The sequence below is a fragment of the Pyruvatibacter mobilis genome (assembly GCF_012848855.1).
Taxonomy (GTDB): Bacteria; Pseudomonadota; Alphaproteobacteria; order CGMCC-115125; family CGMCC-115125; genus Pyruvatibacter; species Pyruvatibacter mobilis.
Genome location: NZ_CP051630.1, coordinates 19,384 through 33,040, shown reverse-complemented (window position 1 = coordinate 33,040; position 13,657 = coordinate 19,384). Strand labels below are relative to the sequence as shown.

At 63.8% G+C, this 13,657-nt stretch carries 13 protein-coding genes; 5 read left to right on the top strand and 8 right to left on the bottom strand.

The annotated features are described in order from the left end of the window. Nucleotides 1-215: 215 nt before the first annotated feature. From ggt to HG718_RS00140, 4 genes are read right to left on the bottom strand one after another with little or no spacing between them, the layout of a single operon-like run. Entirely contained in the window at nt 216-1,802 is a 1,587-nt protein-coding gene (gene ggt, locus HG718_RS00155) for a gamma-glutamyltransferase (RefSeq protein ID WP_160586523.1), read from the bottom strand. Between the two features lie 14 nt (nt 1,803-1,816). After that, the gene (locus HG718_RS00150) at nt 1,817-2,434 is read right to left on the bottom strand and encodes a hypothetical protein (protein WP_027840603.1); all 618 of its coding nucleotides are present in this window, start codon (nt 2,432-2,434) and stop codon (nt 1,817-1,819) included. Beyond that, nucleotides 2,431-2,856 carry a hypothetical protein gene (locus tag HG718_RS00145; protein WP_160586522.1) on the bottom strand — a complete coding sequence of 142 codons (426 nt, stop codon included), beginning with the start codon at nt 2,854-2,856 and terminating at the stop codon, nt 2,431-2,433. The genes HG718_RS00150 and HG718_RS00145 overlap by 4 nt, the downstream gene beginning before the upstream one ends. Nucleotides 2,857-2,874: 18 nt before the next feature. Then, on the bottom strand, nt 2,875-3,702 hold the full coding sequence (locus tag HG718_RS00140) for an SDR family oxidoreductase (RefSeq protein ID WP_027840602.1): 828 nt from the start codon (nt 3,700-3,702) through the stop codon (nt 2,875-2,877). 254 nt (nt 3,703-3,956) lie between these two features. Here HG718_RS00140 and pabB point away from each other — a divergent pair, with 254 nt between their 5' ends. The 3 genes from pabB to HG718_RS00125 are packed head-to-tail and all read left to right on the top strand — an operon-like array spanning nt 3,957 to nt 6,771. Beyond that, nucleotides 3,957-5,315 carry an aminodeoxychorismate synthase component I gene (gene pabB, locus HG718_RS00135; protein ID WP_160586521.1) on the top strand — a complete coding sequence of 453 codons (1,359 nt, stop codon included), beginning with the start codon at nt 3,957-3,959 and terminating at the stop codon, nt 5,313-5,315. Next, on the top strand, nt 5,312-5,920 hold the full coding sequence (locus tag HG718_RS00130) for an anthranilate synthase component II (protein WP_160586520.1): 609 nt from the start codon (nt 5,312-5,314) through the stop codon (nt 5,918-5,920). The genes pabB and HG718_RS00130 overlap by 4 nt, the downstream gene beginning before the upstream one ends. Beyond that, nucleotides 5,917-6,771: an aminotransferase class IV gene (locus HG718_RS00125; protein ID WP_160586519.1), complete on the top strand. Its 855-nt coding sequence runs from the start codon at nt 5,917-5,919 to the stop codon at nt 6,769-6,771. Before HG718_RS00130 ends, HG718_RS00125 begins: the two co-directional genes overlap by 4 nt. 18 nt (nt 6,772-6,789) lie before the next feature. On the opposite strand, the gene HG718_RS00120 is transcribed toward HG718_RS00125, so the two are convergent. The 3 genes from HG718_RS00120 to HG718_RS00110 form a co-directional block, all read right to left on the bottom strand. Further along, a complete protein-coding gene (locus HG718_RS00120) occupies nt 6,790-7,182 on the bottom strand; it encodes a hypothetical protein (protein ID WP_027840598.1) in 393 nt (130 codons plus the stop codon). A 285-nt stretch (nt 7,183-7,467) separates the two neighbouring features. Continuing rightward, nucleotides 7,468-7,653 carry a 50S ribosomal protein L32 gene (rpmF, locus tag HG718_RS00115; RefSeq protein ID WP_027840597.1) on the bottom strand — a complete coding sequence of 62 codons (186 nt, stop codon included), beginning with the start codon at nt 7,651-7,653 and terminating at the stop codon, nt 7,468-7,470. A 171-nt stretch (nt 7,654-7,824) separates the two neighbouring features. Continuing rightward, a complete protein-coding gene (locus HG718_RS00110; RefSeq protein WP_160586518.1) occupies nt 7,825-9,204 on the bottom strand; it encodes an MATE family efflux transporter in 1,380 nt (459 codons plus the stop codon). 138 nt (nt 9,205-9,342) lie between these two features. Between HG718_RS00110 and asnB the strand changes: the two genes are divergently transcribed. Both asnB and HG718_RS00100 read left to right on the top strand, forming a co-directional pair. Next, nucleotides 9,343-11,367 (top strand): asparagine synthase (glutamine-hydrolyzing), encoded by a 2,025-nt coding sequence (gene asnB, locus HG718_RS00105; protein WP_308936407.1) that lies wholly within the window; start codon nt 9,343-9,345, stop codon nt 11,365-11,367. Next, a complete protein-coding gene (locus tag HG718_RS00100) occupies nt 11,364-12,512 on the top strand; it encodes a glycosyltransferase family 4 protein (RefSeq protein WP_160586516.1) in 1,149 nt (382 codons plus the stop codon). Before asnB ends, HG718_RS00100 begins: the two co-directional genes overlap by 4 nt. Nucleotides 12,513-12,521: 9 nt before the next feature. On the opposite strand, the gene HG718_RS00095 is transcribed toward HG718_RS00100, so the two are convergent. Continuing rightward, on the bottom strand, nt 12,522-13,649 hold the full coding sequence (locus HG718_RS00095; RefSeq protein ID WP_160586515.1) for a DegT/DnrJ/EryC1/StrS family aminotransferase: 1,128 nt from the start codon (nt 13,647-13,649) through the stop codon (nt 12,522-12,524). Nucleotides 13,650-13,657: the final 8 nt, after the last annotated feature.

Here is a 13,657-nt window from a genome sequence, read left to right as displayed (position 1 = left end):
AAAGACACAAGTTCGCAGCCCCGACCAGCCGATCCGCGCGGGCCGGGTGCCCGTGTCCTGTGGCGGGAAATCCCGAATTGGCACAACATCCCCAGTGACCCGCAGGCCGCTTTGTGCTCCGGCACCCGCGCCTATGCCCGCGCTCAGACACTCAATGAGGGTCTGCACAGCACCTCGCCCAGTGCGGTTCCCGGACGTCTGGCCGACAAGACCGCCTAGTAGCCGAGTGCGGCCCCATCCTTGCGCGGGTCTGACCCGCCGGCCAGGGTTCCCCGATCCCAATCGATGACAATGCCCTGCCCCCCGCCGAACGGAGGCAGCGCTTTACTGACCGTGTGGCCCCGCGCCTTGAGGGCATCATAGGTGGCGGCCGGCAGCCCTCGCTCCATGGCAAGAACGCCGTCCTCGGTAAGGAAGCGGGGAAAATCAATCGCCTCCTGGATATCCATGCCGTAGGCCAACATGTTCATCAGCACCTGCACGTGGCCCATGGGCTGATAATGTCCGCCCATCACACCGAAGGACATGGCGGCGCGCCCATCCTTCACCAGCATCGCCGGAATGATGGTGTGCATCGGCCGCTTGCCCGGCGCCAGGCAATTGGGGTGGTTCTCACTCAGCACAAAGCCCGCACCCCTGTTCTGGAACACTACACCCGTCGCTTCATCCGCGATGCAGGCACCGAACCCCTGAAACAGAGAATTGATGAACGAGACTGCGTTCCGGTCCTTGTCCACGACAGTGAGATAGGTCGTGTCCTTGTGCGGGCTGTCCCCGGCTTGGGGCAGGTCCATCGCCCGGCCTGGATCGATCTTGCCTGCAAGCTCGTCAGCAAAACCATCAGACAGCAAATAGTCGACAGGCACGTCGGCCTGATCCATGTCGGCCACATGGGCATCACGCGCCGCATAGGCGAGCCGTGCCGCTTCCACCTGCAGATGCACCCGGTCCGGCCCACGCGGGTCCAGCCCGTCCAGTTCCAGCCGCGACAGGATGTTGAGTGCGATCAACGCGGTGATGCCCTGGCCATTGGGTGGTATCTCAAACAGCCTGTGCCCTCTGAAATCCGTCCCGATGGGCGTCACGTAATCAGCTGAGGTTTCAGCAAAATCATCAAGCGTGTGGGTGCCGCCCTTCGCGCGTAGCGTCGCCACCATGCGCTCGGCGACTTCCCCCTCATAGAACCCGGCTCGCCCGCTTTCGGCGATGGCGCGGAAGGTCTTCCCCAGCGCGATGCTCCTGAACAGATCACCAACCTTGGGTGTTGAACCGGTCGGCAGATAGAGCGCAGTGAGATCCTCATCGAGCCTGATCTGCGGCTCCAGAAACATCCAGTCCATCGCCGTGCGCGGCGCCACGGCAAAACCCTGCTCACATAGTGCGATGGCCGGCTGCAACACCCTGTCCATGCCCATGGTCCCGTGATCCGCAAGCAACTTCGCCCACGCATCGACGGCACCCGGGATGGTCACCGAATGGACTGACTGGAACCCGACACTCGTTTCGCCCCTGTCCAGCAAATAGTCCCGCGACAGCCCCTTGGGGGCACGCCCGGACCCGTTAAGGCCGATCACATCGCCCGATCCCTTCGGCGCATAGAGCACGAAGCAATCACCGCCGATCCCGGTCATCATCGGCTCAACGACGCAGAGCACGGCGCTGGCGGCAATAGCTGCATCCACCGCGTTGCCCCCCGCCCGCATGATCTCAACCGCTGCGAGTGAGGCCTGCGGATGCGACGAGGCGCACATGCCATTGAGGCTGTGGACCGTCGACCGGCCGGGAAGCTGGAAGTCACGCATTCATCTGTTCCTGTTCAGTCTTGCCGCGCAGCACCTTCAATGCCCGGCGCCGCCATGACCTGCACCAGAGCAAGAATGCCCAGCGCCATGGCGAGATGCCCCACATCCATCGCGGTTACCCCAAGCCCCGGCGCCAGCCGCATCAGCATGGCGGGCAGGATGGCAAAAGCCAGCGTGGCTGCGATCAGCCAGATGGATGCCTTGGGGAAGCTCTCGAATTTCCATGCTGCCAAACCCGTCATGCCGATCAGCAGCACGACCTGGACAAGCCCCACATAGAAGACCTGGTCCGTCAGCACGGCCACCACATAAACAACGACAGGAATGGCGAGAATGATCGTCGTCCACCGCTCCGGCACAATGCGCACAAGATGGGACACAACGCCGATCAGTACGGCCGCAAAGCCAACAGATGTGGCAAACCCCATTACCGATGCATAAACCGGCTGCACGCCTTCGACGAAAAGGCGGGCGACAGCAAAGCCACCGGCCACGACGAATGACAAAAACGCCACCATCCAGAAAATCCGTCCGTTGACGGAAGAGGCCCGCCCCTGGGTGACTGCGTAAATCGCCGCCCCAAGGAGAAACCCCGCAAAGATCGCCGGTAGGGCGCTGCTGATCCCAGTCATTGTGTTTCGGTGTCCTTTCCCGAAGCGATACCCAGCCCCGCTTCATCCAGCCGCGCAAGGCGCTCTTCCATCAACAGGGCGTGAACATCGCCCATCATCCGCTCCAGCCGCTCCAGCCGCGCGTCCATTCGATCAAAACGCGCCAGCACGGCATTTGGTTGTTCTGTATCAGGGTTCCCGTCGGCGCCCTCATCAACAGGTATTGGCGTTGAGATTCCCGCATGCGACGCCACATCCTGCACCGGCGCATCAAGAAACTCCGCCATTGCGCGGACTTCCTCAACGGACAGTTCCCGCTGATCTTTCCAGACGGCGGCAAGATCAATAAGCGGAATGCCCATCGCCTCAGCCAACCCGTTCGGCGTCTTGCCAAGCGCGTTCAGCCGGTCGGTGAACCATTTCTGATCAAAAAAGAGCGCCATTCTGATGTGCCGGCACCCCTAGCGGCCGAGCGACGGCACCTGCTCGCCGAGCTCGCCTATCGCATCCCCCTGCGCGGACCCCAGCGTCGTGCCGCCATCGCAATCGATGATCGTACCGGTCACATAGCGTGACGCTTCGCTGCTGAGCCACAGGCAGGTTTCTGCAATGTCTTCCTTGGAGCCGTAGTCCCGAAGCGCAATCGTGCTCTTGATCATCTCTTCCACTTCCGGCGTCGGCGCCAGACGGCGCATACCTTCGGTATCGGCAATCGGCCCCGGCGATACTGCGTTGACGCGCACGCCGCCCGGCCCCCATTCCAGCGCCAGGCATTTCACCAGTTGGTTGATACCCGCCTTGGCAGCGCACACATGAGCCTGGAACATCGACGGCTGCACCGCCTGCGGCGCGGTAATCGCTACCAACGATGCGCCAGGCCGATTGAGATAGGCAAAGCAAGCACGGAACACGTGGAAGGTGCCGATCAGGTCGATATCAACCACCACCTTGAAGCCGTTCGACGACATGCCCAGGGCCGGAGCCACGAAATTGCCAGCTGCCCCGGAGAGCACGAAATCAATCGGACCATACTCATCATGCGCCTTCTTCAGCGCCTGATCGACACTTTCGAAGTCCCGCACATCGCAGGCCATGCCGAACGCCACTCCGCCCTCATCAGTGATCGTCTTAACAGCCTCCTGAATCTTGTCATGGCTGCGCGAGATCAGCACCACTTTGGCACCCTCACGGGCAAAGCGTTGGGCCACACCCAAATTGATACCCGAGGACGCGCCTGCAAAAAACGCCACCTTGCCGTCCATCATCTTGTCGCGGAACGTATTGGTCATTGGCCCAGCCCTCCCTTGTCCCCGGTGCGCGTCAAGCCGCCTGCATGGCAGGTCTCTCTTGGCCTCACGCCGCACACGGCTTAAATGCGCTACTGTCGCCAGCACCAAAGCAACTGCGCCCGCCAAAGGCAAGGCGGGAACAAGGAAGCCGAGCCCTGTCAGCCACAACCGCCAGCTCTGTCAGCCAGCCAGCCCCGACGGCATCCGCCGCCGGGCCGCGGAAACAACGCAGCGTCGCCGGCGCGCCATCTCCTGTGCAGGTGCCACTCGGCCAGGACATCCGTCCCGTTGATGTGTTTGCCCCGGTCGCGTCAGAGGTCTTTGCTCAACTCCTGGATTGGCAGGCGGGCTGCGGCACCGCCTATCTTCTGCTCGATCCGGACGAGACGCTCACGATTACACTGGGTGACCTGGACCCTGCTCGCGCTGGATCTTCCTTTGCACGGTTGCAGCACGCCTTGGACGCCTGGGCCACCCGCCATGGCGGATACCAGACCACGGACACTGCGTTGCCCTTCACCGGCGGGGCGGCGGGCATGTTCGCTTATGAATTGGCCTATGATCTCGAGCGCCTGCCCGGGCGCGGCGACCTGCCAGCCCACACTCCAGTCCTCACTGTCGGCTTCTATGATGCCGTTGCGGCATTCCCACAAGGCGCTGACCACGCCGTCATTGTGTCGCCTTGGGATACCGACAAGACCCGGGCAAAGCGCACCCGCCTCCGGACCCTGATCGAGACAGCCCGCCCGGCGACGGCACCGTCAACCATCGCCTGCCCCGCACCATCCGCCACCGTCAGCCCGGACGATTATCGCGCTGCAGTTGCCCGCGTTATCGAGCTGATCCATGCAGGCGACATCTTCCAGGCCAATCTCACCCAGCGGTTCGACACAACGCTGCCACGGGGACTGACCGCCTTCGACATCTATCAGCGCCTGGCGGACCGCACCCCTGCGCCTTTCGCTGCCTTCCTCACCCTGCCGGACAGACAACTCGTGTCATCTTCGCCCGAGCGCTTCCTCTCCGTGTCGGCTGACGGCCACATCCGCACCGAACCCATCAAGGGGACCCGCCCGCGCGGCGCGACACCGGACGAGGACACGCGCCTTGCCCGGGAGCTTTCAGACAGCCCCAAGGACCGCGCCGAGAACGTGATGATTGTCGACCTTCTGCGCAACGACATCTCCCGCGTGGCGCAGGATCACTCAGTCAAGGTCGAAGCCCTGTGCGAGCTGCACAGTTTCGGGAACGTCCACCACCTGGTGTCCACCGTTACCGGCACGCTTGCCCGCGATCGGTCGGCCCTCGAATGCCTGGCGGCGTGCTTCCCCGGCGGCTCAATCACAGGCGCGCCCAAAGTGCGGGCAATGGAAATCATCCGCGAGCTGGAACCGCATCCGCGCGGTGCCTATTGCGGCGCCTTGGGATTCATCGGCCTCTCAGGTGCCATGGACATGTCGATCCCCATCCGCACCCTGACGGTATCGGGAGAAACCATCACCTATCATGCAGGCGGCGGCATCGTGGCGGATAGCGATCCGCAGGCGGAATATGACGAGACCCTGACCAAGGCCAGCGCCATGCGCCGAGCCCTCACAGGGGAGAGCGCATGATCCTCATCATCGATAATTACGACAGCTTCGTCCACAACCTTGCCCGCTATTTCCGGGAGCTGGACCAGGACGTCACCATCTACCGAAATGACGTCCTGACGGTCAGCGATGCCATGGCCATGGGCGCCGATGCTATAGTCGTGTCGCCCGGCCCCTGTACACCTGCTGAAGCCGGCATCTCCACCGCACTCGCGGCTGAAGCCATCCGTACCCGGACACCCTTCCTGGGTGTTTGCCTCGGCCACCAATGCCTGGTCACCGCCTGTGGTGGCACCATTTCCCGTGCCGCGCGCCCGGTCCACGGCCAGGCCTCCCCCATCACTCATGCGGGCACAGGTCTTTTCAAAAGCCTGCCTGATCCGCTGACTGTTGGCCGTTATCACTCCCTCATCGCCGGCGGCACGCTGCCACGGCCCCTTGCGGCCACAGCGCAGCTGGCCAATGACCCGGCAACCATCATGGCCATCGAACACCGCGAGGCGCCTGCCTATGGCGTGCAGTTCCATCCTGAAAGCGTGCTCACCGACCATGGCCACGCCCTGCTGGAGAACTTCCTCACCCTCTCAGCCCGGCATCAGGCCGGCCGGAAGGGCGCCGCGGCATGACCGGAAACGCCATTACCTGGCTCAATGGCGACCTCATCCCCGCAGCCGATGCCCGCATTGACCCGGCGGATCGCGGCCTGCTGCTGGCGGACGGCCTCTTTGAGACCCTGCTGGCCCGCCATGGCATGATCATCAATCTCGACCGCCACATCACTCGGCTGACGGAAGGCGCCGCAATCCTGGGCATTCCCCTGCCCCTCAGCGCCACCGGTCTCCGCGCAGCCGCCTCTGAAACCCTGGCCGCCAACGGCCTGCATGATGCTGACCGCGCCAGCCTCCGCATCACGCTCACCCGCGGGCCCGCCGGCCGCGGTCTGGCGCTTCCGGCGACGCCACAACCGACACTGATAATCACAGCCACACAGGCTCCGCCCGCGCCACAGGGGCTCAGCGTCATGACCAGCAGCGTCCGCAAGGTGCGAACAAGCCCTGCCAGCGCACTCAAGACCCTCAACTACACAGATCATGTGATCGCCAGGCGCGAGGCGGATACTGCCGGAGCCGACGAAGCCCTGATGCTGACCGAACAGGGCGGCATCGCCTGCGCAACCATCGGCAACGTTTTTGTTATGTCCGGCAAACGCCTGCTCACCCCGCCCGACGATGGCGCCATCCGGGCCGGCATCACCCGCGCCGACGTGCTGACCCTCGCCCCGGATCATGGCCTGACAGTGGATGAAGCGCCCCTGAGCATCGAGGCACTTCGGTCGGCCGATGACATCTTCCTTACCAACAGCCTGTGGGGTATCTGCCCGGTGACGGAACTGGATGGCACACGCCGCCAGACCACCGACGCCACAAAAAAGCTCGCCCAGGCGCTGGATGACGCCTGGGCGAGCCTGATTTGCTAGGTCGTTTCTGGCGCGCGCCTACTCGCCGACGGCGAAGTCGCGGCGCGCGGTCGTGATCGTCACCGAGAAACCGGCCACCACATCGAGCAGCGCCAGCATGGTGATGAAGAAGAACGTCGAGCTGGCGGCCTCCGGCACGATGATGAATTCAACAATGCAGAGCACGAACACCAGCATCGACAGGCCATGATTGATAATCGAAGTCTGTGCGGTGCTCGTCGCCTTCACGATTTCAATGAAGAGCAGGATCAGCCCGGTGACCAGGAACAGGTCAGCGACCGAGAAGCTCCACACAGCGCCCGACACCATGTCGACGGAAAACAGCGTTGCCGCCAGGTCCGGCCCGGTGATGAACACGACGATGTTGTAGGCGATCAGCAGGATGATCAGCAGCGGAATGATGGCAATCATTGGGAAATCCCCCGAAATCTCATGACGGCGACGGCCCCGCATCACATCCCCTGTGACCCGGTTGCCCCGCCGAACTGTCAAAGCCCCGTGGATTTCCTACCACGAAACCCGGCAAACCCGCGCGCTGCCATAATGGTTACCGGCAAATTGAGGCACAGCCGTGACGCCGATGCCTCACCTGGACGCCCGGCATAACCAGACGCCTTTCCCCCGGAAATTCCACGAAAAAAGGGGCCCAAAGGCCCCTTGATTCATATCCTGCGGGCTGATGCCCGGGAAAACGCCTCAGGCGTCGTCCTTCGGCTCCAGCACCTGGCGGCCGCGATACATGCCGCTCTTCAGGTCGATGTGGTGCGGACGGTGCAGTTCGCCGGAATCCGCGTTTTCCACGTAAGCCGGCTGGCTCAGCGCGTGATGGCTGCGGCGCTGGCCGCGCTTCATCTTGGTAACTTTACTTCTGGGGACCGCCATGGGTTTTCACCTTTGTGTCGCGCCAGCCGGCCCGGGTTCCCGTGCCCTCGGCTTCGCGCCATATAGCCAAAATCGAGCGGCCCGGACTGCCTTTCGGGGCACCGGGCCGAATTCAAGTCGCGAGGGTATACACGACCTTTGCCGCCAACGCAAAGGGAGAGTTTGCACCGTCTAATCGCCTGCCGTGACGGGTTTTGCCAAGGCGTCCCGCGCCTCCTGCTCCTCAGCAGGATCGATCCCCGCCCGCAGAATTCCACGCATATCCACCAGCACCATGGCCCCCACCGCAGCCCCGCACAGGCTGAAGCAGATCAGGGCACCGTAAAGGTCCTGCGTCGCCACGGCATATAGCCAGGCAAGTGCCAATACGGCGAGATAGGCCAGCCGCAGAAGAAGCCCGCGCCCCAGCCGCCGCGCCAGCGTGTAGACGAACCAAACAGGCACCACGGTGACGTTCAGCACATAGGCGGGCACCAGCAGGCCGAACAGCACCGGCACATCTGCCCAGCCAGGCTTGAGCACAAAGGGCACACCCACAAAGAGGACGGCAGCCGAGACGAGATAAACGCCAAGGCCTGCCAGGAACAGCTGCCGGGCAAACCGCTTGAACTGCTGATAGCGCTCACCACCCCGTGCTTGCGCCATATGCCGCATCGCAACGTTGCTGAGGGACGCATTCACCACCTGGAGCACAAGCTCAAGCGCCCGCAACGCCAGCGCCACCTGCCCAAGCACGGCTCCGCCCCCGAGGGCGGCCGCCGCAACCAGCACAGGCCCTTGCTGCCAGGCACCGGTGATCAGGTTGGTAAGGAGTGCAAAGCGCGGCATGTCCCGCCATTGAACCGCCGCTTCCCACAGCCCACTGCCCGTCACATGGGCACGAATGACGCGAACAAGCGGCCGCAGCTCGTGCCAGGCCAGCACGGCAACGGACACCACAACGGCGGCAAGGTCGATCATTACCAGCGCAAAGGCCGTGCCCATCCCCGCCACGGCCATGACGGCCTGCCCGCCCGTCTGCACGCCGGCAAAAGCGATATGGGTCAGTGCCTGGTCGCCGAAGCGCCCGGACCGGATGGACCATTGGGTAAAGAGGGTTTGCAGCATGCGCGCCGCAACGCCGATAGGCAGCACCCACAAGAGCTCCGCCAGGGCCGGAACGCCCACCAGCCGCGCAATTGCCTCCGGCACCAGCAGCACAGCAGCCGTCACCAGAGACAGAATGACCGCGGCCGCCGCAAGGCTGACGCCGGTCACGAGAGCCGCGCAGCGGTCTTCCTTCTCCACCACGATCGCACCGCTATAGCCCGCGGTGATGACCAGCTGCAGTACCAGGCTGAGCGCAATATAGACGGAGAACAGGCCGAACACTTCAGCGCTGTAGAACCAGGCAATGACCAGATAGCCCAGCGCCGTCAGCACACGCGCCCCGAAAACACCCCCCGCGACCACAGCCATCGCGCGCGCGGCCCCCTTCGATGACAGGGACTGCCACGTGGTCAGCAGGTCGGATCGCACCAGGGACGCAGCGCGTTCAACAAAGGGTGGCATCGATATCCACTTGGCTACTCACCCCGGGATGCACGCGGAAATTGTCGCCGGGGGCACGATGAAAATAGCAGAGCTGGTAACGCAGACCGACCATAGGCCACGCTACAGGCATTGTTGCAAGCAAGTGCAGGGCCAGTTATGCCGTTTAGCTGGGGGCTGATCCGGCTTCCGGCAACCATGATCTTACAGGATGAAGCCACAATGTGCGGCATTGCCGGTCACATTTCATTCAGCGCCGGTGAAACTGCGTCCCCTGCTTTCCAGCAAGAGCAGCTGCTGAAAATGACCACTGCCCTGGTCCATCGCGGGCCGGATGCCGCGGGCACATGGTCTGACGATGAGGCGGGTGTCAATCTGGGGCATCGTCGCCTGTCCATTCTCGATCTGACCCAGGCTGGCGCGCAGCCGATGGTGTCAGCCACATCGGCCTCGTCGTCTGGCCGCTTCGTCATCTCCTATAACGGCGAAATCTACGGCTACCCTTCTCTGGCGCGGGAACTGGCCGGCCTCGGCCACAACTTCACCGGCCATTCCGATACGGAAGTGCTGCTCGCCGCGATTGAGCAATGGGGCGTGGAGGACGCCCTGGCGCGCGTCCACGGCATGTTCGCCTTTGCCCTGTGGGACCGGCAGGCACGCACCCTGACCCTTGCCCGCGATCGGGCCGGCAAGAAGCCTCTTTACATTGCCCGCACGGCCACGGGTCTCGCTTTTGCTTCAGAGCTCCGTGGCATCCTCAAGCGCGATGACATCGCGCGTGAGATAGACCCTCAGAGCACCGCGCTCTATCTCAGATTCATGGCCGTGCCCGCTCCGCACTCGATCCTGCGCGATTGCTGGCAACTGCCTCCGGCCAGCTACATCACCATCGACCCCACAGCCGCACCTGCAGATCTCGGAACGGTGATCGCTGCCGCACCACGCTACTGGGACGCGGCCTCAATTGCCCGAACGGGTCAGGCGGCGCCGCGTGACATGACGGACGCAGACGCCTTGACGGAAGTCACCGCGCGTCTTTCAGCCGCAACAGCGGAGCGTATGGTCGCTGACGTCCCGGTAGGCGCGTTCCTGTCCGGTGGCATCGATTCAAGCTGCGTTGTCGCCATGATGTGTGACCACGCAACCCGCCCCGTCGAGACCTATACGATCGGCTTCCACGAGGCCGGCTATAATGAAGCCGAGCATGCCGCCGCCGTCGCGCGCGCCCTGGGCACGGATCATCACGAGCTATATCTCTCAGGCACAGATGCCCGCGACGTGATCCCGCGATTGCCGGAAATCTACTCCGAGCCCTTTGCGGATTCCTCTCAGATCCCCACCTATCTGATCAGCCGGTTTGCACGGTCACGCGTCACAGTCGCGCTGTCCGGTGATGGCGGCGACGAAGTCTTTGGCGGATACAACCGCCACATTCATGCCCAGCGCCTTGCCGGCACCCTCCGGACATGGCCGCTTACCCTGCGCCGGGCGATTAGTGCTCTGGCGCGCAGCCTGCCGCCACGTGTGTGGGATCGGCTATTGGCTCCCCTCGGCCAGCCCCAGGCCGGCGACCGTCTCTTCAAGCTGGCCGGGGCGCTGGCAGCGCGGGATACCGAAGCGCTCTATCTTTTCTTCCAGTCGGTCTGGGATGACCCGGCCACACTCGTGCGCGGCATCACTCCCGTCCCCGGCGTACGCTCCGAGTATGTATCTCTTCCGACGCTTGCCGGAGACATGATGCTGGGTGACTACCTGCACTACCTGCCGACCGACCCGCTGCATAAGGTGGACCGCGCCTCCATGGCCGTAAGCCTGGAAGTTCGCAGCCCTCTGCTCGATACCCGGCTCTACGAATTCGCCTGGACCCTCCCGGAACACATGAAACTGCGCGGCGGCAAGGGCAAATGGCTGCTGCAGGAACTGCTGGCCCGCCGCCTGCCGCACCAGCTGATGGATCGCCCCAAGCAGGGGTTCGGCGTGCCCATTGGCGACTGGCTGCGGGGACCGCTGAGCGAGTGGGGTGACCATCTGCTGGACCCGGCCCGCATTGAAGCTGGCGGACTGCTCCACGCAGCACCAATTCAGGAAGCCTGGCGCCGGCACCTGTCCGGCCGGGAGAATTTGGCCAACAAGCTGTGGACCATCCTCATGCTGGAAGCCTGGCGGGAGCACTGGAACATATGACAAGGCGCTCCCTGCTGATGGTGGCAAACCAGCTCGACAGCTTCTTCAATCACCGGCTGCCGCAGGCGATTGGTGCCATTGATGATGGCTTCGACGTGCACGTGGCCATGGACGAAGCCGACGCCGCGTGTTGCCGCGCTGCTGCGCTCGGGCTTGAAGGCCTCACCTTCCACCACCTGCCCCTGGCGCGCGGCTTTGGCAACCCTTTGGCTGAGCTTGAGAGCCTGTCGGCGCTGCACCGCCTGGTGCGTCACCTGCGCCCAGGCGTCGTCCACGCCTACACGCTCAAGCCGGTGCTCTATGCCGGTCTCATCACGCGCCGCACCGGAACACCCTTGGCGGCGTCCGTCACCGGCGTTGGTTCGTTTTTCCTCGGGACGTCTGCGCGCGACAAGCTGATTCAGTCCGCCTTGCTGCCCGCTTTGCGGATAGCGCTCGCAGGCCGCCGGGCGTGCCGCGTCATCGTTCAGAACCCGGACGACCGAAATCTCGTGACGGGACCGCTTGCCGTCTCCCCCACCAATACGCGCCTCATCCGCGGGTCCGGGGTCGACATCGCCATCTTCACGCCCGCTTCCCCACCACCTAATGTCCCGCCGGTGCGCGTCGCCCTTGCCGCCCGCATGCTGGCCGACAAGGGCGTGCGCGAATTCGTCGACGCCGCCCGGCAGCTGCAGGCCAAGGGCCTTGAAGCAGAATTCATCCTGGCCGGCGGGCTCGACCCCGCCAACCGCTCCGCCATCACCGAAGACGAAATCAACAGCTGGACGCAGGAGGGCGTGGTGACCTGGACCGGCCACGTTACAGATATGGCCGCGCTTAACCGCAGCGCTCACATCGCCTGCCTGCCCTCCTATCGCGAAGGCCTGCCCAAATCGCTGCTGGAAGCCGCAGCCTGTGCCTTGCCTATCGTCACCACGGACGTCCCCGGCTGCCGCGACGCAATCGTGGAGGGCGATACCGGCCTGCTCGTCCCCGCACGCAGCACAGCTCCGCTGGCAGACGCCCTGGCCCGCCTCATCACCGACGCCGACCTGCGCCACCGCATGGGACGCGCCGGCCGGGCTTACGTAGAAGCAGGCCTGTCCGTTGATGCCGTCGTCAGCCAAACGTTGAATGTATACGGAGAATTGCTGAATGCCTGACGCGCCACTTCAGGCGCCAAGCGCCTTGCGCACGGAGGCGACGATCCTGTCCTGCGTGCCCTCATCCAGATAGGGATGCATCGGCAGACTCAGCACCTTTTCCGCCAGTTCATCAGACACCGGACACCCGCCGGGCCCCGTGGGGTAATGCTTGTAGGCAGTCTGATTATTGAGCGGCACCGGATAATAGACCTGCGTCGGCACCCCGTCCTCAGCACAGGCCGCCCGCACCGCATCCCGGTTCTCGACCTTCAGCGTGTATTGCGCCCAGGCCGACTGCGCCGCGTTGGAAACAAACGGCACCTCGGCCACATCCGACAACAGCGCGTTGTAGCGCTCAGCCACGCGCTGGCGGGCCTCAATCTCGTCGGGGAAAATCTTCAGCTTCTCGATCAGGATCGCCGCCTGCACCGTGTCCAAACGGCCATTCATCCCGATACGCACATTGTCATAGCGGTCCTTGCCCGCGCCGTGATTGCGCAGCGACCGCAACACATCTGCCAACTCAGCGTCATCCGTGAAAATGGCCCCGCCATCGCCATAGCAGCCCAGCGGCTTGGCCGGAAAGAAGCTGGTCGTCGAGGCATCGCCCAGCGTGCCCACGCTCTGGTCATTAAGCCGCCCGCCGAAGCCCTGCGCCGCATCGGCCATGAGGAACAGGCCTTCCTCCTCGCAGATGGCCCGGATGGCCGGATAGTCCGCCGGCTGACCAAACAGATCCACCGGCACAACGCAGACCGGGTTCAGTCCCTTGTCCCGTGCCTCGGCGATAGACGCCTTGAGATGCTGCGGGTCCATGTTGAATGTCTTGGGGTCGATGTCGACGAAGACAGGTGTCGCCCCCATCCACGCCACCACTTCCCCCGTGGCGATGAAGGTGAAGGCCGGCACGAAGACAGCGTCGCCGGGCTTCACGCCGCGCGCCATCAGCACAAGCCCCAGCGCGTCGGTCCCGTTGGCGCAGCCGATGACATGCTTGGCCCCGCAGAACTCACCCAGCGCCGCTTCGCACTCGGCCACTTCCGGCCCGTTGATGTATTGACCGTGATCCAGCACCCTGGCGATCGCCGCATCCACTTTGTCTCGAATGCGCGCCTGCTGGGCCTGAAGATCAATGAACGCGATCGGGTCACTCATGAAGGTGA